Origin of the sequence: Mycobacterium sp. DL440 (assembly GCF_011745145.1) — a bacterium.
Classification (GTDB): Bacteria; Actinomycetota; Actinomycetes; order Mycobacteriales; family Mycobacteriaceae; genus Mycobacterium.
On sequence record NZ_CP050191.1, the window covers coordinates 6,140,218 to 6,158,551 of the forward strand.

The window sequence follows — 18,334 nt, forward strand, 5'->3', positions numbered from 1 at the left end:
TCCGATGTCGCGTGACGCTAAACGTCAACTGGCCGGTCTGGCCACGGTCGTGGTGATCGCCGCGATCGTCGCCGGCTCCATCGTGCTGTTCCGCGGAGGAGTGGCGCCCACCGCTTCGGTGACCGTCATCTCTCCACGGGCCGGTCTGGTGATGAACCCCGAGGCCAAGGTCAAACTGCACGGTGCGCAGGTCGGCAAGGTCGTCGCCATCGACGCGCTGCCCGACGGACAGGCGGCGCTGCGGCTGGTGATGAATCCCGATGACCTGCAACTGATTCCCGCCAACACCGGGGTGGAGATCGCATCGAGCACGGTATTCGGCGCCAAGTTCGTCCAGCTTGTCCCGCCGCCGGAGCCGTCGCAGAAGGCGATGTACGCCGGCCAGGTCCTCGACGCCACTCACACCACCGTCGAGATCAACACGGTGTTCGAGCAATTGGTGTCGGTGCTGGCGCAGATCCAGCCGGAGAAGCTGAACCAGACACTCGGCGCGATGGCTCAGGCCATCGACGGCCGCGGCGACAAACTGGGTCAGACCCTGGTCGACCTCGACGCCCTGCTGGCCAAGATCGCCCCCAGCCTTCAAACGATGAGTCATGAGATTGCCGTCGCGCCACAGGTGTTCAACGCCTACGCCGACGCCGGACCGGATCTGATGGACACCATTCGCAATGCGACGCAGCTCAGCGACACAGTCTACGATCGCCGCGACGATCTGGACGCGTTGCTGATCAGCGCGATCGGGCTGGCCGATGTCGGCAACGACGTGGTTGCGACCAACAGTGCCGCGGTGACCGACGCGATGCGGCTGCTGGTGCCGACGACGAACCTGCTCAATCAGTACAACCCGGCGCTCACCTGCGCACTCAAGGGAATGGAGCCACTTGCTCTTGGCCCGCCGCAGCCATTGCCCGGCGTGATGCTGCTGGACTCGTTCCTGTTGGGCACCGAACGGTACCGCTATCCGGGGAACCTGCCGAAGGTAGCCGCCACTGGTGGCCCGCAATGCATGGGCCTGCCCGACGTCGGTTTCCAGAACCGGCCACCGTTCCTGGTGACCGATATCGATGCCAACCCAGCGCAATACGGAAACCAGGGAATCCTGTTGAACTCCGAGGGGCTCAAGCAAGCGCTGTACGGCCCGCTCGACGGCCCGCCCCGCAACACCATGCAGATAGGACAGCCGGGATGATGCGCAGCAGCGGCACCGCCATCAAGTTCGGCGTGTTCGGAGTGACGATGTTGCTCTTGACCGGAGCGCTGTTCGCCATCATGGGGCAGTACCGGACTGGGTCGACCAACGGCTATTCGGCGGTGTTCACCGACGCCTCCAGCCTGAAGGCCGGTGATTCTGTCCGGGTGGCCGGTATCCGCGTCGGCACGGTCAATAACGTTGCGCTGCAACCCGATAACACGGTGCTGGTGCACTTCGATTCGGACCGTGAAGTCGTCATGACGACCGCCACCAAGATTGCGGTGCGTTACCTGGACCTGGTCGGCAACCGCTATCTGGAACTGCTCGAGGGCCCGGGATCGACCAAGATCCAGCCGCCGGGTTCGCAGATCCCGCTCGGGCGCACCGAGCCGGCGCTGGATCTCGACCTCCTCCTCGGCGGGCTCAAGCCGGTCATCCAGGGTCTCAACGCCCAGAATGTCAACGCCTTGACGAACTCGTTGATCCAGATACTGCAGGGCCAGGGTGGCACGGTGGAATCGCTGATGTCCCATACGACGTCGTTCACCCAGGCTCTCGCCGACAACGGCCAGACAGTGCAACAGCTGATTGACAACCTGAAAACCACCGTGGCAACGGTTGCCAAGGACGGCGACAAATTCTCGGGCGCCGTCGAACAACTTCAACAGCTGGTCACCGGTCTGTCGCAGGAGCGAGATCCCATCGGAGAAGCCATCACCGCTCTGGACAACGGGACCGCGTCCCTGACGGATCTGATGACGCAGGCCAGACCGCCCCTGTCGGGCACGGTGGACCAACTGACACGCCTCGCACCCCTGCTGTCCAATGAGGACGACATGGCGCGGATGGATCTGTCGTTGCAGAACGCGCCCAAGAACTACCGCAAGCTCGTCCGGCTGGGCGCTTACGGCAGTTTCATCAACCAGTACCTGTGCGGCATGAATGTCCGGGTCACCGACCTGCAGGGGCGCACCGCGTACTTCCCGTGGATCATGCAGAACACCGGCCGCTGTGGGGAGCCCTGATGCTGAAATACCGTGGATCGCATCTCATCCGGAGCGGACTCATTGGCATCGTGCTGATCGCGATGATCATCGCGGTCGGACTTCAGCCGCAGGCGCTGTGGTCCTGGGGCACGTCGGTCAAATACCACGCGGTGTTCGCCGAGGCAGGTGGGCTCACCACCGGTAACGACGTCAAGGTCTCCGGGGTCACCAAGGGCCTGGTCACCGATGTCAGTTTGAGCCACGGCAAGGCTCTGGTGACCTTCACCCTCGACAGCAAGGTGCGCCTCGGCTCCGACACCACCGCGCACATCCGCACCGGGACAATGCTCGGTGCCCGGATGCTCACCCTGGAACCGGCCGGTGCGGGCACCCTGCACTCGTCGGGCACCATCCCCATCACCAGGACGGCGTCGCCGTATTCGCTGACCAACGCCGTCGGTGACTTCACGAACAACACCGCCGGCACCGACACCGCGGCGCTCACGCAGTCCCTGGATACGTTGTCGGACACCATCGATCGGATGGCGCCCCAGCTGGGGCCGACGTTCGAGGGCCTGTCCCGGTTGTCGGAGACACTGAACAGTCGCAACGAATCGCTGTCCAACCTGCTCAAGAGCGCCGCCGACGTGACCGGCATCCTGTCGAAGCGCAGCGAGCAGGTCAACACGCTGCTGCTGGACGCGAACGCGTTGACCGGGGTACTCGACCAACGCCGGTACGCGATCGTCAACCTGCTGGCCAACACCTCGGCGCTGTCCCAGCAGCTCTCCGGACTCGTCCACGACAACGAAGAAGAGCTCGCACCCACCCTGAAGCAGCTCAACGCCGTGACCGCGATGCTGGAGAAGAACCGCGACAACATCGCCGGCGCCCTGGCGGGTCTCGCCAAATACCAGGTCACCCAGGGCGAATCAGTGAACAACGGGTGGTACTACAACGCCTTCGTCGGGAACCTGCTGCCCTCGCAGACACTGCAGCCCTTCCTCGACTATGCGTTCGGATTCCGGCGCGGTACCAACGCCGGGCAACCACCGGACAACGCCGGCCCCCGCGCCGAGTTCCCCTGGCCCCACAACGGCATTCCTGGAGGAAGTCGATGATCGCCCGTAATCGGAAGCGGATCAGCCGCACCGTGCTGGTGCTGCTGGCCGCGTTGGCTCTGGCCGCAACGGTGGTGGTCGTGCGGCAGACCGTCTTCAAGCCGACCACCATCACCGCGTACTTCACCTCGGCCACCGCGGTCTACCCCGGCGACGAGGTTCGCGTCGCCGGGGTCAAGGTCGGCTCCATCAAGAGCATCGACCCGGTCGGCGGTCAGGCGCGGATGACCCTCGCGATCGATCATGACGTGTTGATCCCGGCCGATGCCAAGGCGATCCTCATGGCGCAGAACCTGGTTGCCGCACGGTATGTGCAGCTGACGCCGGCCTATGAAGACGCTGGGCCGACGATGGCCGACGGTGCGCAGATCGGGGTGGAGCGCACGGCTGTGCCCGTGGAGTGGGACCAGGTCAAGGACCAGTTGATGCGCTTGGCGAGCGATCTGGGACCGATCAACGGCGCGTCGGCCACCTCGCTGAGCCGCTTTGTCGACAGTGCCGCCGCAGCCATGAACGGCAACGGCGAGAAACTGCACGAGGCGATCAGCCAGTTGTCCGGTGTCGCAAAGATTCTGGGCCAGGGGAGCGGCGACGTCGTCGGCATCATCAAGAACCTGCAGGTCTTCGTCACGGCCCTGCGCGACAGCAACGCCCAGATCGTGGAATTCCAGGGGCATCTCGCCAATGTCACCAGTGTCGTCGACGGTAGCCGCTCCGATCTGGACGGGGCCCTGACGAACCTGGCGGATGCCGTGGGCAACGTTCGGAGATTCATCGCCGGCAGCCGCGACCAGACCGCCGAGCAGCTGCAGCGGTTGAACAACGTCACCCAGAATCTGGTGGACAACAAGACCAAGCTCGAGAACGTCCTGCACGTCGCACCCAATGCGATCGCCAACGGCTACAACATCTACAACCCCGACAGCGGCACGGCAGTCGGCGCGTTCGCACTGTCAAACTTCTCCGATCCGGTGTCGGTGGTGTGCTCGGCCATCGCTGCGGTGAAGAATGCCACCGCAGCGGAATCGTCGAAGCTGTGCTCGCAGTACCTCGGACCCGCCCTGTCGTTGATCAACTTCAACTACATGCCGATGCCGTTCAACGCCTATCTGAGGAAAGCGCCCAGCCCGGAGAACCTGGTGTACACCGACCCCAACCTGGCACCTGGCGGGACCGGCGGGCGTCCGCAGCCGTACGCAGATCAACCGCCGGCCGTGTCGGCCTACACAGGTGCTGGTGACGTGGCACCGCCGGCCGGCTGGGGCACGCCCCCCGGGGCGCCCGGTGCGTACGCACCCAACGGATTCCCTGCGACTCCCGCTCCCGCGTTGTTCCCGGGCGCACCGATTCCTCCCGGCCCGCCCGCGCCGGGCGGTGCACCGAAGACGTTGCAGGACATGTTGCTTCCTGCAGAAGCCGCCCCGAACCCCGCACCGCCGGCCCCAGGAGGCAACCCATGATCACTCGGCGGTCGCTGACCCGCCTAACTGCGGTAGCCGCCTGTTCGGTGGTGGCGCTGACAGGCTGTGCGTTCCACGGGCTGAATTCACTGCCGCTGCCCGGCACCGTGGGCCGCGGGTCTGACGCGACGGTCTACCACGTCGAACTCGCCAACGTCGGTACGCTGGAATCTAATTCGCCCGTCATGATCAGTGACGTCATCGTGGGCAGTGTCTCCCGGATGGTGGTGAAGGGCTGGCACGCGGATGTGGAGGTGTCGGTCAAACCCGACATCGTCATTCCGGCCAACGCCGTCGCCACCGTCGGGCAGACCAGTTTGTTGGGCTCCATGCACATCGCGCTCGATCCTCCGGCGGGACAGTCCCCGTCGGGTCGGCTGGCTCCGGGGACCACCCTCGAGCTCAACCGCACGTCGACCTACCCATCGACCGAACAGACCCTGTCGTCACTGTCGGTGCTCGTCAACGGTGGAGGCCTGGGCAAGATCGGTGACCTGGTCACCGAATTCAACGCCGCGCTCAGCGGGCGCGAAGACAAGATCCGCGATCTGCTCACCCGACTCGATGACATCGTCGGGATGTTCGCCGACCAGCGGGACGACATCAACGCCTCGGTCACAGCACTGAACCGGTTGGCCGGCACGCTGTCCGGACAACAGGAAGTGATCACCACCGCGCTGCAACGGATCCCTCCGGCGCTGGACATCCTGGTCAAGCAGCGCCCCCGCATCACCACTGCGTTGGAGAAGTTCGGTCGGTTCAGCGACACCGCAACCAATCTCGTCAACGCCACGCGGGACGACCTGCTGACCAACCTTCGCAACCTCGAACCGACGGTGAAGGCACTGGCCGACGTTGGACCGAACCTGGGCACCGTGCTGGCATATGCGCCGGCGTATCCCTACCCGCAGAACTTCATCGACCGGGCGATCCGCGGGGATTACCTCAACGAGTTCATCACCTTCGACTTCACCGTTCCGCGGCTGAAGCGGGGATTGTTCCTGGGCACCCGATGGGGCCAGGAGGGAATGCCTCTGACCCCGGCGCCGGGCGATCCCTGGTTTGCCAACTACACGAAGGACCCGCTGGGCATGCCGCTGACGCCGACACCGCCGGCGGTCGCCACGATGCCGCCGCTGGTCGACCCCGCGCCGGCGGACGGACAGTCCGCTCAAGCGGCTCCGGTTGCGCAGTCGGCAGCCCCTGCGGATCCGGCGGCAGCGCCTGAACCGCAGCCTGACTTGCCTGTCGCCGCTGTGCCTTCCGAACCTGTAGCGCCAAATGAAGGTGGCAACTGATGCTCACCCGTTTCATCCGAATCCAGCTGGGCATCTTCGCGGTGGCCTCAGTCATCGGCATGGCGCTGATGGGCATCGTCTACATGCAGGCCCCCACTCTGCTGGGGATCGGGCGGATGACGGTGACCCTGCAACTGCCCGGAACCGGTGGGCTCTACCAGTTCTCGAACGTGACCTATCGCGGCGTACAGATGGGGAAGGTCACCGAGGTGCGGCCCACCCGCGAGGGAGCGGAAGCCACCCTGTCGCTCAACACCTCACCCAAGGTGCCCGCTGATCTGCACGCCGCGGTGCTCAGCGTGTCGGCCGTCGGCGAGCAGTACGTCGACCTGCAGCCCCGCAACGAATCGGGACCGTATCTGCACGACGGCTCGGTGATCCCGGCTTCCAACACATCGATCCCTCAGGCCGTGGGGCCGATGCTCGATCAGGTCTCCTCACTCATGGGCAGCATCCCCAAGGACAAGATCAGCCCGCTGCTCGACGAAACCTTCAAAGCCTTCAACGGTTCTGGAAACGACATGGGGTCGTTGCTCGATTCATCGTCGAGACTGATCGCCGAGGCGAGCGCCGCCTCCGACCAGTCCCGTGCCCTCATCGACGACGGTGCGCCCCTCCTCGACGGGCAGGCCGAATCGGTTGACGCAATACGTACCTGGGCGCGCAGCATGGCCGGCATCACCAAGCAGGTCGCCGACGACGACCAGCACGTGCGCACCCTGCTCAAAGATGGGCCAGGTGCCGCCGACGAAGCGTCCCGTCTGTTCAATCAGGTCAAGCCCACCTTGCCGCTGCTACTGGCCAATCTGTCCAGCCTCGGCCAGGTCGGGGTGACCTATCGCCCCGCGCTGGAGCAGCTCCTCGTGCTGCTGCCGCCGTCCATCGCCGCCACACAGTCATACGGTGCGCCGAAGAACAACCCGGTCGGAATGTCGTTGGGCGACTTCACCCTGAACATAGGTGACCCGCCGGCCTGCACCGTCGGTTTCCTGCCGCCGTCGTCGTGGCGGTCTCCGGAGGACACCAGCGACATCGACACCCCCGACGGGCTGTACTGCAAGCTGCCGCAGGATTCACCGATCGGTGTGCGCGGCGCACGCAACTACCCGTGCATGGGTAAGCCGGGAAAGCGCGCTCCCACAGTCGAAATCTGTGACAGTGACCGGCCCTACGAGCCACTGGCGATGCGCCAGCACGCCCTCGGTCCCTACCCGATCGATCCCAACCTGCTCGCCCAGGGGATCGCGCCGGACTCCCGCGTCGACCGGGACACCTTCATCCACGGCCCCATAGAGGGCACACCGGGTCCCCCTGCCGCCCTGCCGCCGGGTGAAGCGCCGCCAGCCGCACCGACTGGGGAGGCGCCGCCGAGCGACGGCGGAGCGCCGACGATGGCGCCGAGTGCGTTCACCCCCAACGGATCCGGCGGACCCTCGGTGGCCATCGCCACTTATGACCTGCAGACGGGCCGGTACGCCACACCGGACGGGAAGGTGTATCGGCAGGCCGATCTCGTGCCGCGCACCGGTGAGGAGACCTGGAAGGATCTGTTCACCACCTGATCCGGGGTCGATCACAAACACCCACGCACAGCCACTTTCCTATCGCAACGATGATGCAGGCCAACCTCAACTGCGCTGCAACAGTTCTACGATCGAGGATCGGTGGTCCGATGTGTATCCGCCGGCAAACAGGTCGGCAGCGAGATCAGGCTTGCGGGTGAACTGTTGTAGCGCAGGGTATCTGGACCGTTGTGATCAGGCCGTTTTCACCAGCTTGAACGGCATCGTGATGAACACGACCCGGCTGCTGCCGCATGACCCGCTGACGCCGGTCGTCGAATCCTCACCCAGCAATGTCGTCGACGCCGGGTCGGTTGCGGTGGCGTCCGCATTCGATGGGAAGAAACGGAACACTTGCAGACCCGGGCCCGAAGTGCCGTCCCCGCATGGCTGCCAGTTGTCTACCGTCTTCTTGACGAACCAGACGCCGCTCTTCTGGTAGATCGGGGCGCTCCAGCCCCAGTCGGTGTCGACCGTGCCGGTGCACTCGCTCGGGTAGCTGCAGGTCGTCGAGATGGTCCAGGTGCCACGAATGCTGGCCTCATCGTGGAAGATGTCGTTCGTCTTCGCCCATTCACCGTTCGACGTCGCGACGTAGGTGCCGTTGAGCCCCCAACTCGGGGACGCTCCGGCGACGGGGCTGCCGATACTGCCCATTGCAACGGCGGTGAGTAACCCTGCGCCAACAAATGCCGTCGACACCCGCATGACCCTGCTCCTCTGAACGCCGGCCACGGGCGGTCGCCGTGGCAGTGTTCACTGTCCAGCTTCTGGCGTGTTTTTACAGTCGATGTCCCACCCAGTGGGTTATCCACCGGCAGGTGGATTCAGTCGTGCCACAGTGTCGTTCGTGCGGATACCGGTGGCAGCCACGGCAGGGCTGCTTGTCGCGGCGGCGATGGTCGCCCCAGCCCCAGCGGGTGCAGAACCTGTCGGATGCAGTGAACCCTCGTGCGTGCCCGGGATCACCGGGGGAGTCGTGCTCGGTGCGCCGTGTGCGGATACGGCGTACTACGTCTTCGGCACCACCTCGTGGGGCCGGTTGGTCTTCTGCGGGTCGCCGCGCCGATACGAGCCCCGTTATTTCCGGTCACCGCCGATGAAAGGCATCCGTGAGGAGAGCGCGCCATGCACAGCGGCCGAAAAGAGCTCTGTCGCACAGGCGCCCGACGGGCTCTTCTTGAGCTGCGTGGCAAGTGACGGATCGAGCAGGTGGCTTCGTGGCGACCTCTGACGCGCGGGACCGCGCGGTGTTGAAGCGGCGGCGCAAGGGCGCGGTCGGCGTGTTGATTGCTGTCGCACTCGGCGCCGGCGTTCCCTTGGCGACACCAGCACACGCGGACGAGGACCCGATGCTGCATCGGGTGACCTACACGGTCACCGCCGAGCAGCCGACGACCGTCGGCATCTATTTCCGTGAGGTTGATCCACCGACGTGGGCGGACTACAGCCACAACCCGTACGAGTTCAGTCCCAAGGACGATCTCACGCTGGAACCGGGCAAGCCATGGATCCGCGAGACCACGCTCGCCGACCCCATGAAATGGGCCATGGTCACGGTCACCACGGCCGGACTGGCTCCCCACGACGCAGGCACCTTGCGGTGCGAATTGGCCATCGACGGAATCGTCGTGCACCGTGCCGCCGGTTCCAAGGGAGCTTTGTGTTCGCTGCGGACCTGGTGACGGTCGTCAGTTCCGTCGGGAGCCGATTTGTCCACTGGGTGGGACGGCTGCGTCGACGTTGATTGCTGCCGCACTAGCGTGTGGCAGCAATCACATCGGCCTTGAGGCGGCGGCAGTAACTGGTGCCATCCGCGACTGGCCGAGACAACCGGAGGTGCACTATGCGGTTACTCAGCCGCTCCGACGAGGCAACTGAGGCAGCCGTGCTCGATGACGCCGACTCGCAGCTGAGCGACGACGATCTGGAATCCTTGGATCAGGCTGAACCCGATGCTGACGGGACCGACCCCGAGTGTGACGGCAACACCGAATCTACGGGCGAGGACGGCAACCAACCGTCGGACGCAGACGAGAAGCGTAGGTGGCGTCCGAAACTCGCGACGGTGCTGGCAGGTCTGGCCATCCTCGTCAGCGCCGCTCTGCTGGCTGCCGGCGGATACATGGTCTGGTTCCACCTGCAGGTCGACCGTGAGCAACAGCGCCGCGCGGAATTCTCGGCAGCGGCGTCGCAAGCCGCCGTCACATTGATGTCGATCGACAGCGCCAAGGCGGAGGAGAACGTCCGGCAGATCGTCGACAACTCGACCGGACAGTTCAGAGAGGACATGGAATCGTCGGCCGAAGACCTGGTGAGAGCCGCGCAGGATTCGAAGGCGACGACGAAGGCGACGGCAAAGGCCACGGCGGTTCAGTCGATGGACGCGGACTCCGCAGTCGTTCTCGTCAGTACGGCGACCACGGTGAGCAACTCGGCCGGCGCCAATCAGCAGCCGCGCAACTGGCGGCTGAGCGTCACGATGGTCAAAGACGGAGGGCAGATCAAGATGTCGAAGGTGGAGTTCGTCCCGTGAGTACCAACACAGCAGAACCAGACGTCGAAATCCCTTCGGACACCGAATCAATCATCGAGGAACCACAGGCCGGCGCAGTCGACGCGCATGCCGACAACCCGGAGCGGTGGACCCGACGCATCGCGCGGCGGTGGCGACCGATTGCCGTTGTGTGCGTACTGTTGGCGTCGGCAGGTTCGGCAGCGGCACTTTACTTCGGCGCCTATCGGGCCGAACATCAGGCCGCCCAAGCGTCCACGACGGTGATTGACGCGGCCAGCGAAGGTTCGGTGGCGTTGTTGTCCTATGCACCAAACAGTTTGGATCAGGACTTCGCTACGGCGAAGTCCAAACTGACCGGTGACTTCCTGGATTACTACAGCGCGTTCGCCGACAAGTTCGTTGCGCCGGCAGCCAAGCAGAAGGATATTCAGGCCACCGCCGCGGTCGTTCGCGCTGCCCCGGTCGACGTGCAATCCGACACCGCGGAGGTGCTGGTCTACCTTAATCAGGCGACTACCAGCCGCGACAATCCTGAACCGGCGCAGGCTGCCAGCGCCGTGAAGGTCGGGCTTACGAAAGTCGATGGTAGTTGGCTGATCTCGTCCTTCGATCCGATCTAGCTACCTCGACCTCAAAAAGGCTTTTTCAGGTCGAAGTAGCTAGGGTCCGCGTACTCGCGTGACTTCGTCAGCGCAGTCGTTGCCGATGGGTTGCCAGGGGTCGGGGTCGTCGTATGTGTATGTGTCCTCGCGGGATTCGATCGGCGGTAGGCCGTCATCGAGCAGCATCCACTCGGGCGGTAGGTCTGGGTCGCACGCTTCTGTGTCCCAGAGGTGTTCGACGTTGGGTGCGATGGGTGTGGGTTGGTCGAAGTCGTTGAACCACTCCAGGTTCCACTCCGGGTCCCAGTGTGTATCCCACTCCGGGACGCGCTCGAGGCTACATTCCAGTTCCCACTCCGGGGCGTGCGCTAGGTTCCATTCCAGTTCCTGTTCAGGGTGCAGTGTCAGGTCTGGCTCCGGTTCCCATTCGGGGCCTGGCTGCGGGTCCCGCGCCAGTTCCTGTTCTGGTGCGCGCGTCGATTCGGGCGCGGGATCGTGGGTCGGGTTCTGCGCCGGTGGTGCCGGTGCCGGTTCCGGGCCTGCGTCTGATTCCGGCTCCTCGTCGGGTGGTGGTTGGTCCTCGGGTGGGGCCAGGAGCAGTTCGGGGCGGTGGTGGTAGTTGATGCGGTTCTGGCCGTGGTCCAGCCCCGGCGGCGGCTGCCATTCGACTTCCCCGCGGTCGTTGATGGTGGTGGTGTAACCGCCGTCGGCGTCGACCAGGCGATTGTCGGGCCCACACGCCAGGGCCATCTCATCGACGTTGGTATGCCCGCCGGCAGCCCAGTCGGCCTCGCCGTGATGGGCCTGGCAGCCGTAAGCACCGACGGTGCAGCCCGGTTTCGTGCAACCCCCGTCACGAGCGATCAACACGATCCGCTGCGCCGGGCTGGCGACACGGCGGGCCCGGAAATAGTCGAGAGCTGATCCGGTGGCCTGGTCGAACACCACCAGATGATGATTCGCGTGCGATCCCATCCGGATGACGTCCTTGATCGGAACCTTGGTGCCGCCACCGCTCACCCCGATCCCGGCACGCGATTCCAGATCCTGCAGAGTCGTGCGAATGATGATCGACACCGGTAAACCGTTGAGCTGACCCAGATCACCGCTCATCAACGCGATCCGCCCGACGACGATCAGCGCGTCGTGCTGGCGTTGGGCCAGGGTGCGCTGATCGTTGTCGATCTGCGCCTGGGTCGGGGTGCCGGAGGTGCAGGGTTCCTCATCGTCGGGGTTGCACATGCCGGGGGCAGCGAACTTGGCGAACAGCACCTCCCACACCGCAGCAGCTTCCGGGGTCAGATTCGCCGTCAGCGCCGTCATCGCATCCCGGCCCTGCTTGCCGACACTGGCCCCGCGTTTGCGGGCACGTTCGGTGTCGTCGGGTTCGGGGCCGTCCTGATCGAGCAGGAACAGGCGCAACTCCGCGGTGTCTTTGAGTTCCTTGGGCCCTACCCCGACAGCGACCCGCACCAGGTCGCCTTCGAACTGCTCGCGGGTCACCTGGTCGACGAACCCCGGAAGCCGGTTGATCGCATCACGCAGCACCCGCACGTGATCGGCGTTGATCTGCCCGGCCGACTGTGCGGCGGCGACCGCCGCCAGTACCGGGGGCAGGGCTTCACCGGTCAGCGCGCGGCGCGGCCCCAGTTCGGCGGCCTCTGCCAGGCGCCGGCCGGCGTCCGAGCCCGACAACCGCCAGCGGATCCGCAGCACCTCATTCCACGACTTGGCGCCCATCTCGCGGGGTGTGGTCTCGGCCTGCAACTGCGCCAACATCCGATGGGACAGCGCAGGCAGCTGACACGTCAGGGCCTCGTACTCGTCCATGACCGCGACCAGTTCGGCCCGGGTCAGCGAGGAGAAGTCACCGGCGGCGAACGCGTCGAACGCGGCCCGCAACGCCGCTACTGCCTGGACCGCACCCGCCTGCATGATTCGAACATACATTCGACCACCGACAAGTATGGCCGCAGTCTTCTAGGCCCGCAATCGACTCAGGGTCAGTGCGTGTCGTGCTTGGGCAGCAATGTCTCGTGTGCCGAAGACGTTGCGGCGCGGAACAACACCGCGATCAGGGCTAGCGCCCCGACTGCGACAACCGGGATGGTCCACAGCCGGCGGGTCATCACGGCCGACCCGCACTTGTCCGCGTACTCCTGGCCGGCGGCGTTGGCCTGCACCAGGTGCGCCGAATACCCGGAACCGCAGGGGATCTGCATACCGAACTGATCGAAGTCATCGAGGTAGACCGGCAGGCTCAGCAGGTACAGCCCGATGGCGAGCACCACTGCCCCGGCGATTCCGATATAGACGGCACGAAAACTCACCGTTCCCCCTTCACGTCATACATACGTCGGTGAACAACAACACCGGCCACGAGACGATCGCCCCCAGGAAGGACACCACCGCGTCGAGGCCGCCCATCGATGGCAGATGGTCGGTGTGCGTGCCGGACCAGACGGTACCGATCAACAGGTAGGGCACGCCGAGCACCACAGCTACGACGATCAGTTCGCCGAGAGCGACGCGGTGGGCCAGCAACCTCCGTAACTTGGCAAACACGTGACCCCCGTCTGGCCTCAACGCCATCTATGTTAACGCCTATTCTCTACCGAACTACCATTTTGACCCGGCTGTTCGGTCCGTTAGTGTGACGGAATGGCGCGCATCTCGCCCCGGTCGATCGGCAGCGGTGGCGATGGTGTGCGGCGTCGCCCCAAAGACCGAAAGGCGCAGATAGCGCGGGCCTCGGCGGAGTCTTTCAGCGCTCTGGGCTATCACGGCGTGAGCATGGAGGCCATTGCCTCGCGGGTCGGGATTTCTGCGGCCGCGTTGTACCGGCACTATTCGAGCAAGTACGAACTGTTCCGCGACGCCGTGCTGAACCTCAGTCAGCAACTTGTCGACGGGACGGCGTTCGCCGACGACGCCGAGGGCGACCCGCGGGAGCGGTTGCGCCTCATCGTCGCTGCGCTCAGTGACACTGCTTTGGTTAATCGCGAATCCGGCGGTCTGTACCGCTGGGAGGCGCGTTATCTGCGTGGCGACGACCAGAGCACCCTGGACGCGCAGGTGCGGACGGTGCACCGGCGGATTCACCGCCCGCTGATGGAATTGCGGCCCGAAATGAGCTCGCGGGCCCGCTGGACCCTGTCGACTGCGGTGCTCGGCGTAATCGGCAGCGTCGTCGACCACAGGTCCAAACTGCCCGCCGGCCAGGTCCGCGCACTGCTCGCCGATATCTGCGACACCGTGCTGGCAGCCGAGCTGCCAGAGTTCCCCAACGCGACGGACCCCGTGGTGACGCCGCCGCCGGTCGTGACGGCGACGAAATACGAAGCGCTGCTGACCGAATCGATGCGGCTGTTCAATCAGAACGGCTATCGCGACACCACGATGGAGGACATCGCCGCAGCGGTAGGCATGCCCGCCTCGGGGATCTACCGGTATTTCTCCGGCAAGTCCGACATCCTGGCGGCCGGGTTCCGCCGCGCCGCCGACCGATTGTCGGGCGACATGGCCGAGGTGCTCGGCGCGGCGACGGACCCGGAGCAGGCGCTGGGTGCCCTCATCGACGGCTACGTGGCAAGATCCTTCGACCGCCCCGAGCTCGACTACGTCTACTACACCGAACGCCTCAACATGACGCCCGCCGACCAGAAGATCCTGCGCGACCTGCAGCGGGCGGCCGTGGAATCGTGGGTCGAGGTGGTCATGCCGGTACGCCCGCTGTGGAACGCGGGGCAGGCGCGCTTCGCCGTTCATGCGGCGATGGCGTTGGTGATCGACTTGGGCCGACTCATGAACTATGAGAATTCGGAGCAGGCCCGAGCCGTCGTCGCGGTCATGGTCGATATGACGCTGCTGGGCCGTTACCGGTTACGAACGGCGTTGCCGGCCAGGTAGGCCAGATAGCCGAGCGTGCCGACGGCGGCCAGCTTGCGGGTCTTGGGCAGCAGGAGACCCAGGCCGATGGCGGTCTCGATACCGCCATTGGTGTAGATGTGCTTCTGCGTGTCCGTGGGGAACGCCGACTTGGTGACCGACTCGAACAGCTGCGGCTTCACAAAATGTGAGACGCCAGCGCCGGCCACGCTGAGGCCGACGAGCTTGGTCAGTTTGGAGTTCTTGCCCTCTGCCATGTGTGATCCTCTCTGATCAGGCAAATGTGTAGTCGCTCAACGGGAACCGCGAAGCTTCGGAGACGGCCCGGCGGGTCGTCATCGGCCGGAGCAGCGTTGCCTCGCCGCTCGGATTGAAATAGTACGACCGTGCCGATGCGCAGTTTCCGAGGGTGAACAGGGAGTCGCCCAGCGCCTCGGTCATCCGATCCAGATATCGGGAGTTGGCCTGTTCGGTGACCTCGAACGTCGTCGCCTTCCGGCGCTTGAGTTCGCCGAACAACCGGTCCATCAGGTGCATCTGATACTCCATGGTGTTGAAGAAGTTCAGACCCAGGAACGCGTATGGACTGGCCAGGCTCAGGTAATTCGGAAAGTTCGGCATCGAGACGCCCTGGTAGGCCTGGAACCGGGTTTCGCGCCACCACTTTCCGAGATTGCGGCCGTCGCGTCCGATCACCTCGATGGCCGGGAAGTTGGCGTCCCACAGATCGAATCCGGTCGCCAGCACCAGGGTGTCGATGTCCGTCCGGGTGCCGTCTGAGTTGACGATCGCCCCTGGTTCTATCCGGTCGATTCCGCTTGCCTGCAGGTGCACGTGCGGTTTGGTGAAGGCGCGGTAGTAGCCGTTGGAGAACGTCGGGCGCTTGCAACCGAAGTCGTAGTCGGGGGTCAGCTTGCGGCGCAGTTCGGGGTCGCGGATCGAGGCGAACCGATGCAGCTTGGCGAGGTCGGCCGCGGCGATGTTGAACCGCCGGAAGTACCGGTGCTTGAGCACGGCGGTATCGACCATGAATGCGTAGATGGCGTCGGTGACCGCACGCACGGCCCGCTGGGTCAGCGGGACCCGGGCGAACAGCGCCTTGACCCGCTCGGAGAATCGCAGGTCGATCTTGGGGACGACCCAGATCGGCGTGCGTTGGTAGACCGTCAGGTCCGCGGCCTTGCGGGCCAGCTCTGGGATGAGCTGCACGGCAGTGGCGCCCGTGCCGATGATCGCGATCCGGCGGCCGTCGGGCTGGTAGCCGTCATCCCAGTCGGTGGTGTGGATGACCTTGCCGGTGAAGTCGGCGATACCGGGGATGTCGGGCGTGTGGGGCTGGGACAGGAAGCCGGTGGCGGTGAGCAGGAAGCGTGTACTCACGGTCTCGCCACCGGCCAGGTTCACGTGCCAGAGGGCGGCCTCGTCATCCCAGTGGGCACCCTCGACGGTGGTGTTGAACCGGATGTGGCGGCGCACGCCGTACTTGTCGGCGACATCGTCGGCGTACTGCTTGATCTCGGTGCCGGTGGAGAACAGCCTCGACCAGTTCGGATTCGGCTCGAAGAAGTACGAGTACGTCGTGGTCGGCACGTCCACGGCCAGGCCGGGGTAGTGGTTGACGTACCAGGTGCCGCCCAGGTCGTCCTCGCGATCCAGGATCACGAAGTTCTCGATGCCCAGCCGTTTGAGCTGGATGGCGGCGCCGATGCCGGCGAATCCCGCGCCGACGATTACTGCCTCATACCCCGGGCTCATGCTGCAGACAGTACCGCAGGTATCGGGTACTTTGTCGAGGGCCTGATCGTGGCTGGTCAGGTACTGGCGGCGGACTGGCTGGCCATCCCGGCCACCTGATGCGCGGCACGCACAAAGGCCGGCTTCACCGTGTTGATCCCGTCGAGATAGCTGCCGACCAGGGCGGCGTCGCGCAGCAGCATCAGCGATGCGGCGATCTCATCCGGCTTGCCACGGCCGGTGGCCGCCTGTTCCAGGGCGCCGCGAAACCAGTTGCGGTGGGTGGTGATGAGTCGCCGGATCCGGCTGTCGGGGTCGGGATATTCGGCGGCGGCGTTGATGAAGGGGCAGCCGCGCGTGTGATAGCGCGCGACATCTTCCGCGATGCCCTCGATCACCAGCTCGAGCATGTCGGTGTCCGGCCCGGCGTGGGCCGCGGCCTCATCGAAATAGCCGCGGATAGTCGCGTCCTCGGCGGCGAGGTAGGCCTCGACGAGGTCCTCCTTGCCCCTGAAATGCCGGTACATGGTCGCTCGAGTGACCTTGGCCTCGGCGAGGATGCGGTCCACGCCGACGGAGTGGATGCCCTCGCGATAGAAGAGTTCGGTGGCGACGCGCAGGAGGCGCTCCCGCGCCGCGGAGGTCGGCGTCGATGTGGTCATGCCCACCACGGTACGCCGGGCTAGAACGTTCTTTCTGATCGCCGGGAATAGTTCGTCGGCGGCAGCGGTTAAGGGGAGAAGAACGATCGTTCTTTCTATGTAACGAGGAGACCGTAATGACCACCATCACCGCCCGCGAGCTGGCCGAACTGCAACGAGCCAATGCCTCCGATGCCCAACCGGTCGTCTTCGTTCACGGCCTCTGGCTGCTGCCGAGCAGCTGGGACACCTGGCGGGCGCTGTTCGAGGACCGTGGTTACGTCACTCTCGCACCGGGCTGGCCCGATGACCCGGAAAGCGTGGCCGACGCACGCCGCGACCCGTCGGTGTTCGCGCGCAAGACGGTTGCCGAGATCACCGAGCACTACGCCGAAGTGATCCGAGAGCTTGACCGGAAGCCCATCATCATCGGTCACTCCTTCGGCGGGTTGATCACCCAGAAACTCGCCGGCCTCGGGCTGTCGAAGGCGGCGGTCGCCATCGACCCGGCGCCGGGGCGCGGTGTGCTGCCACTCCCGGTATCGGCGCTGCGGGCGGCATTTCCCGTCCTCGGAAACCCCTTCAACTACGGCCGTGCGGTTCCCCTGACCCGCAAGCAGTTCCGGTTCTCGTTCGGTAACGCGGTTTCCGAGGAAGAGTCGAATCGGCTCTACAACGAGTACTCGGTGGCCGGCTCTGCCATACCGTTGTTCCAGGCCGCGCTGGCCAACTTCAACCCCGCATCCGAAACCAAGGTGGACAACAAGGCGCTGGATCGCGGTCCGCTGCTGATCATTTCGGGCGAAAAGGACAACACCGTGCCACGGGCCATCTCCCACGCCGCGTTCAAGCGGCAGACGAAGAACCCGGACGTCACCGAGTTCGTCGAGATTCCGGACCGCGGGCACTCGCTGGTGATCGACAGCGGCTGGCGCGCCGTGGCCGAGACGGCGCTCGACTTCATCAAGCGGGCCTGACCCGGCCGGCCCGACCGGACCCCGTCACCTCAGCGTGGCGGGGTTCAGTCGTCGATGTGCGTCGGCGGGTCGGCGAAGGTGGAATCCGTGGGCGCGTACTCATGGCCAGGACCCATCAGATCGCAGCGCTTGACCGGCACCAGGTGGGAGCTGAAGCCACTGGGCACGTAGCCCCAGGTTCCCACGCACCGTTCCCAGGTGCCGTCGGGCTGGACGGGTTTGTCGCACTTACTGATCACCGGACCGCCGTACTGGCACCCGGCGCCGGCTGGTGGCGCCGCGGCGAGCAACCCCCCGGCCAGCAGCGCGACAGCTACGCCGCCGACGATGTAGAGCTTCATGAAGATCTCCC

19 protein-coding genes and 1 pseudogene are annotated in these 18,334 nt (G+C 65.2%); 12 read left to right on the top strand and 8 right to left on the bottom strand.

The window, feature by feature from the left end:
* Positions 1-4 precede the first annotated feature (4 nt).
* Genes HBE63_RS29905 through HBE63_RS29930 form a run of 6 tightly spaced genes read left to right on the top strand, consistent with a single transcriptional unit; the run spans position 5 to position 7,622 of the window.
* Positions 5-1,192: an MCE family protein gene (locus HBE63_RS29905; RefSeq protein ID WP_166908748.1), complete on the top strand. Its 1,188-nt coding sequence runs from the start codon at positions 5-7 to the stop codon at positions 1,190-1,192.
* A complete protein-coding gene (locus HBE63_RS29910) occupies positions 1,189-2,220 on the top strand; it encodes an MCE family protein (protein ID WP_166908750.1) in 1,032 nt (343 codons plus the stop codon). The genes HBE63_RS29905 and HBE63_RS29910 overlap by 4 nt, the downstream gene beginning before the upstream one ends.
* Positions 2,220-3,302, top strand: coding sequence for an MCE family protein (locus HBE63_RS29915; protein ID WP_166908752.1), 1,083 nt, complete (start codon positions 2,220-2,222; stop codon positions 3,300-3,302). Before HBE63_RS29910 ends, HBE63_RS29915 begins: the two co-directional genes overlap by 1 nt.
* Positions 3,299-4,762, top strand: a complete 1,464-nt coding sequence (locus tag HBE63_RS29920) for an MCE family protein (RefSeq protein ID WP_166908754.1) — start codon at positions 3,299-3,301, stop codon at positions 4,760-4,762. The genes HBE63_RS29915 and HBE63_RS29920 overlap by 4 nt, the downstream gene beginning before the upstream one ends.
* Complete coding sequence (locus HBE63_RS29925; protein ID WP_243858375.1) at positions 4,759-6,060, top strand: MCE family protein; 1,302 nt, start codon at positions 4,759-4,761, stop codon at positions 6,058-6,060. Before HBE63_RS29920 ends, HBE63_RS29925 begins: the two co-directional genes overlap by 4 nt.
* Positions 6,060-7,622, top strand: a complete 1,563-nt coding sequence (locus HBE63_RS29930; protein WP_166908756.1) for an MCE family protein — start codon at positions 6,060-6,062, stop codon at positions 7,620-7,622. The genes HBE63_RS29925 and HBE63_RS29930 overlap by 1 nt, the downstream gene beginning before the upstream one ends.
* A gap of 195 nt (positions 7,623-7,817) precedes the next feature.
* Here HBE63_RS29930 and HBE63_RS29935 read toward each other — a convergent pair whose 3' ends face one another.
* The gene (locus HBE63_RS29935) at positions 7,818-8,330 is read right to left on the bottom strand and encodes a hypothetical protein (RefSeq protein ID WP_166908757.1); all 513 of its coding nucleotides are present in this window, start codon (positions 8,328-8,330) and stop codon (positions 7,818-7,820) included.
* Positions 8,331-8,520: 190 nt separating this feature from the next.
* On the opposite strand from HBE63_RS29935, the gene HBE63_RS31645 reads away from it, so the two are divergent.
* From HBE63_RS31645 to HBE63_RS29955, 4 genes are all read left to right on the top strand, one after another.
* A complete protein-coding gene (locus tag HBE63_RS31645; protein ID WP_166910403.1) occupies positions 8,521-8,856 on the top strand; it encodes a hypothetical protein in 336 nt (111 codons plus the stop codon).
* A complete protein-coding gene (locus HBE63_RS29945; protein WP_243858376.1) occupies positions 8,843-9,307 on the top strand; it encodes a hypothetical protein in 465 nt (154 codons plus the stop codon). Before HBE63_RS31645 ends, HBE63_RS29945 begins: the two co-directional genes overlap by 14 nt.
* A gap of 161 nt (positions 9,308-9,468) precedes the next feature.
* Complete coding sequence (locus tag HBE63_RS31230; RefSeq protein ID WP_208301252.1) at positions 9,469-10,158, top strand: hypothetical protein; 690 nt, start codon at positions 9,469-9,471, stop codon at positions 10,156-10,158.
* Between the two features lie 161 nt (positions 10,159-10,319).
* Positions 10,320-10,760, top strand: coding sequence for a twin-arginine translocation pathway signal (locus tag HBE63_RS29955; protein WP_243858377.1), 441 nt, complete (start codon positions 10,320-10,322; stop codon positions 10,758-10,760).
* A 447-nt stretch (positions 10,761-11,207) separates the two neighbouring features.
* Here HBE63_RS29955 and HBE63_RS29960 read toward each other — a convergent pair.
* From HBE63_RS29960 to HBE63_RS29970, 3 genes and pseudogenes are all read right to left on the bottom strand, one after another.
* Positions 11,208-12,692: pseudogene (locus HBE63_RS29960) on the bottom strand (DUF222 domain-containing protein); the annotation flags it as partial.
* A 53-nt stretch (positions 12,693-12,745) separates the two neighbouring features.
* Entirely contained in the window at positions 12,746-13,072 is a 327-nt protein-coding gene (locus tag HBE63_RS29965; protein WP_166908760.1) for a hypothetical protein, read from the bottom strand.
* Between the two features lie 10 nt (positions 13,073-13,082).
* Positions 13,083-13,307, bottom strand: coding sequence for a hypothetical protein (locus HBE63_RS29970; RefSeq protein ID WP_208301253.1), 225 nt, complete (start codon positions 13,305-13,307; stop codon positions 13,083-13,085).
* Positions 13,308-13,403: 96 nt separating this feature from the next.
* Here HBE63_RS29970 and HBE63_RS29975 point away from each other — a divergent pair, with 96 nt between their 5' ends.
* Complete coding sequence (locus HBE63_RS29975) at positions 13,404-14,651, top strand: TetR/AcrR family transcriptional regulator (RefSeq protein ID WP_166908762.1); 1,248 nt, start codon at positions 13,404-13,406, stop codon at positions 14,649-14,651.
* On the opposite strand, the gene HBE63_RS29980 is transcribed toward HBE63_RS29975, so the two are convergent.
* From HBE63_RS29980 to HBE63_RS29990, 3 genes are read right to left on the bottom strand one after another with little or no spacing between them, the layout of a single operon-like run.
* The gene (locus HBE63_RS29980; RefSeq protein WP_166908763.1) at positions 14,618-14,887 is read right to left on the bottom strand and encodes a hypothetical protein; all 270 of its coding nucleotides are present in this window, start codon (positions 14,885-14,887) and stop codon (positions 14,618-14,620) included. The two genes, HBE63_RS29975 and HBE63_RS29980, sit on opposite strands and share 34 nt — an antisense overlap.
* Before the next feature lie 16 nt (positions 14,888-14,903).
* Positions 14,904-16,385: an NAD(P)/FAD-dependent oxidoreductase gene (locus HBE63_RS29985; protein WP_166908765.1), complete on the bottom strand. Its 1,482-nt coding sequence runs from the start codon at positions 16,383-16,385 to the stop codon at positions 14,904-14,906.
* A 56-nt stretch (positions 16,386-16,441) separates the two neighbouring features.
* Positions 16,442-17,026 (bottom strand): TetR/AcrR family transcriptional regulator, encoded by a 585-nt coding sequence (locus HBE63_RS29990; RefSeq protein ID WP_166908767.1) that lies wholly within the window; start codon positions 17,024-17,026, stop codon positions 16,442-16,444.
* A 116-nt stretch (positions 17,027-17,142) separates the two neighbouring features.
* Here HBE63_RS29990 and HBE63_RS29995 point away from each other — a divergent pair, with 116 nt between their 5' ends.
* On the top strand, positions 17,143-17,982 hold the full coding sequence (locus HBE63_RS29995; RefSeq protein WP_166908769.1) for an alpha/beta hydrolase: 840 nt from the start codon (positions 17,143-17,145) through the stop codon (positions 17,980-17,982).
* A gap of 44 nt (positions 17,983-18,026) precedes the next feature.
* On the opposite strand, the gene HBE63_RS30000 is transcribed toward HBE63_RS29995, so the two are convergent.
* Entirely contained in the window at positions 18,027-18,323 is a 297-nt protein-coding gene (locus tag HBE63_RS30000) for a hypothetical protein (RefSeq protein WP_166908771.1), read from the bottom strand.
* Between the last annotated feature and the right edge of the window lie 11 nt (positions 18,324-18,334).

What these genes read in the sequence shown, in the direction of transcription:
- HBE63_RS31230 (WP_208301252.1), top strand. Translation starts at nt 9,469, where the DNA reads ATGCGGTTACTCAGCCGCTCCGACGAGGCAACTGAGGCAGCCGTGCTC.
- HBE63_RS29905 (WP_166908748.1), top strand. Translation starts at nt 5, where the DNA reads ATGTCGCGTGACGCTAAACGTCAACTGGCCGGTCTGGCCACGGTCGTG.
- HBE63_RS29920 (WP_166908754.1), top strand. Translation starts at nt 3,299, where the DNA reads ATGATCGCCCGTAATCGGAAGCGGATCAGCCGCACCGTGCTGGTGCTG.
- HBE63_RS30000 (WP_166908771.1), bottom strand. Translation starts at nt 18,323, where the DNA reads ATGAAGCTCTACATCGTCGGCGGCGTAGCTGTCGCGCTGCTGGCCGGG.
- HBE63_RS29935 (WP_166908757.1), bottom strand. Translation starts at nt 8,330, where the DNA reads ATGCGGGTGTCGACGGCATTTGTTGGCGCAGGGTTACTCACCGCCGTT.
- HBE63_RS29910 (WP_166908750.1), top strand. Translation starts at nt 1,189, where the DNA reads ATGATGCGCAGCAGCGGCACCGCCATCAAGTTCGGCGTGTTCGGAGTG.
- HBE63_RS29925 (WP_243858375.1), top strand. Translation starts at nt 4,759, where the DNA reads ATGATCACTCGGCGGTCGCTGACCCGCCTAACTGCGGTAGCCGCCTGT.
- HBE63_RS29990 (WP_166908767.1), bottom strand. Translation starts at nt 17,026, where the DNA reads ATGACCACATCGACGCCGACCTCCGCGGCGCGGGAGCGCCTCCTGCGC.
- HBE63_RS29985 (WP_166908765.1), bottom strand. Translation starts at nt 16,385, where the DNA reads ATGAGCCCGGGGTATGAGGCAGTAATCGTCGGCGCGGGATTCGCCGGC.
- HBE63_RS29980 (WP_166908763.1), bottom strand. Translation starts at nt 14,887, where the DNA reads ATGGCAGAGGGCAAGAACTCCAAACTGACCAAGCTCGTCGGCCTCAGC.
- HBE63_RS29915 (WP_166908752.1), top strand. Translation starts at nt 2,220, where the DNA reads ATGCTGAAATACCGTGGATCGCATCTCATCCGGAGCGGACTCATTGGC.
- HBE63_RS31645 (WP_166910403.1), top strand. Translation starts at nt 8,521, where the DNA reads ATGGTCGCCCCAGCCCCAGCGGGTGCAGAACCTGTCGGATGCAGTGAA.
- HBE63_RS29995 (WP_166908769.1), top strand. Translation starts at nt 17,143, where the DNA reads ATGACCACCATCACCGCCCGCGAGCTGGCCGAACTGCAACGAGCCAAT.
- HBE63_RS29930 (WP_166908756.1), top strand. Translation starts at nt 6,060, where the DNA reads ATGCTCACCCGTTTCATCCGAATCCAGCTGGGCATCTTCGCGGTGGCC.
- HBE63_RS29975 (WP_166908762.1), top strand. Translation starts at nt 13,404, where the DNA reads ATGGCGCGCATCTCGCCCCGGTCGATCGGCAGCGGTGGCGATGGTGTG.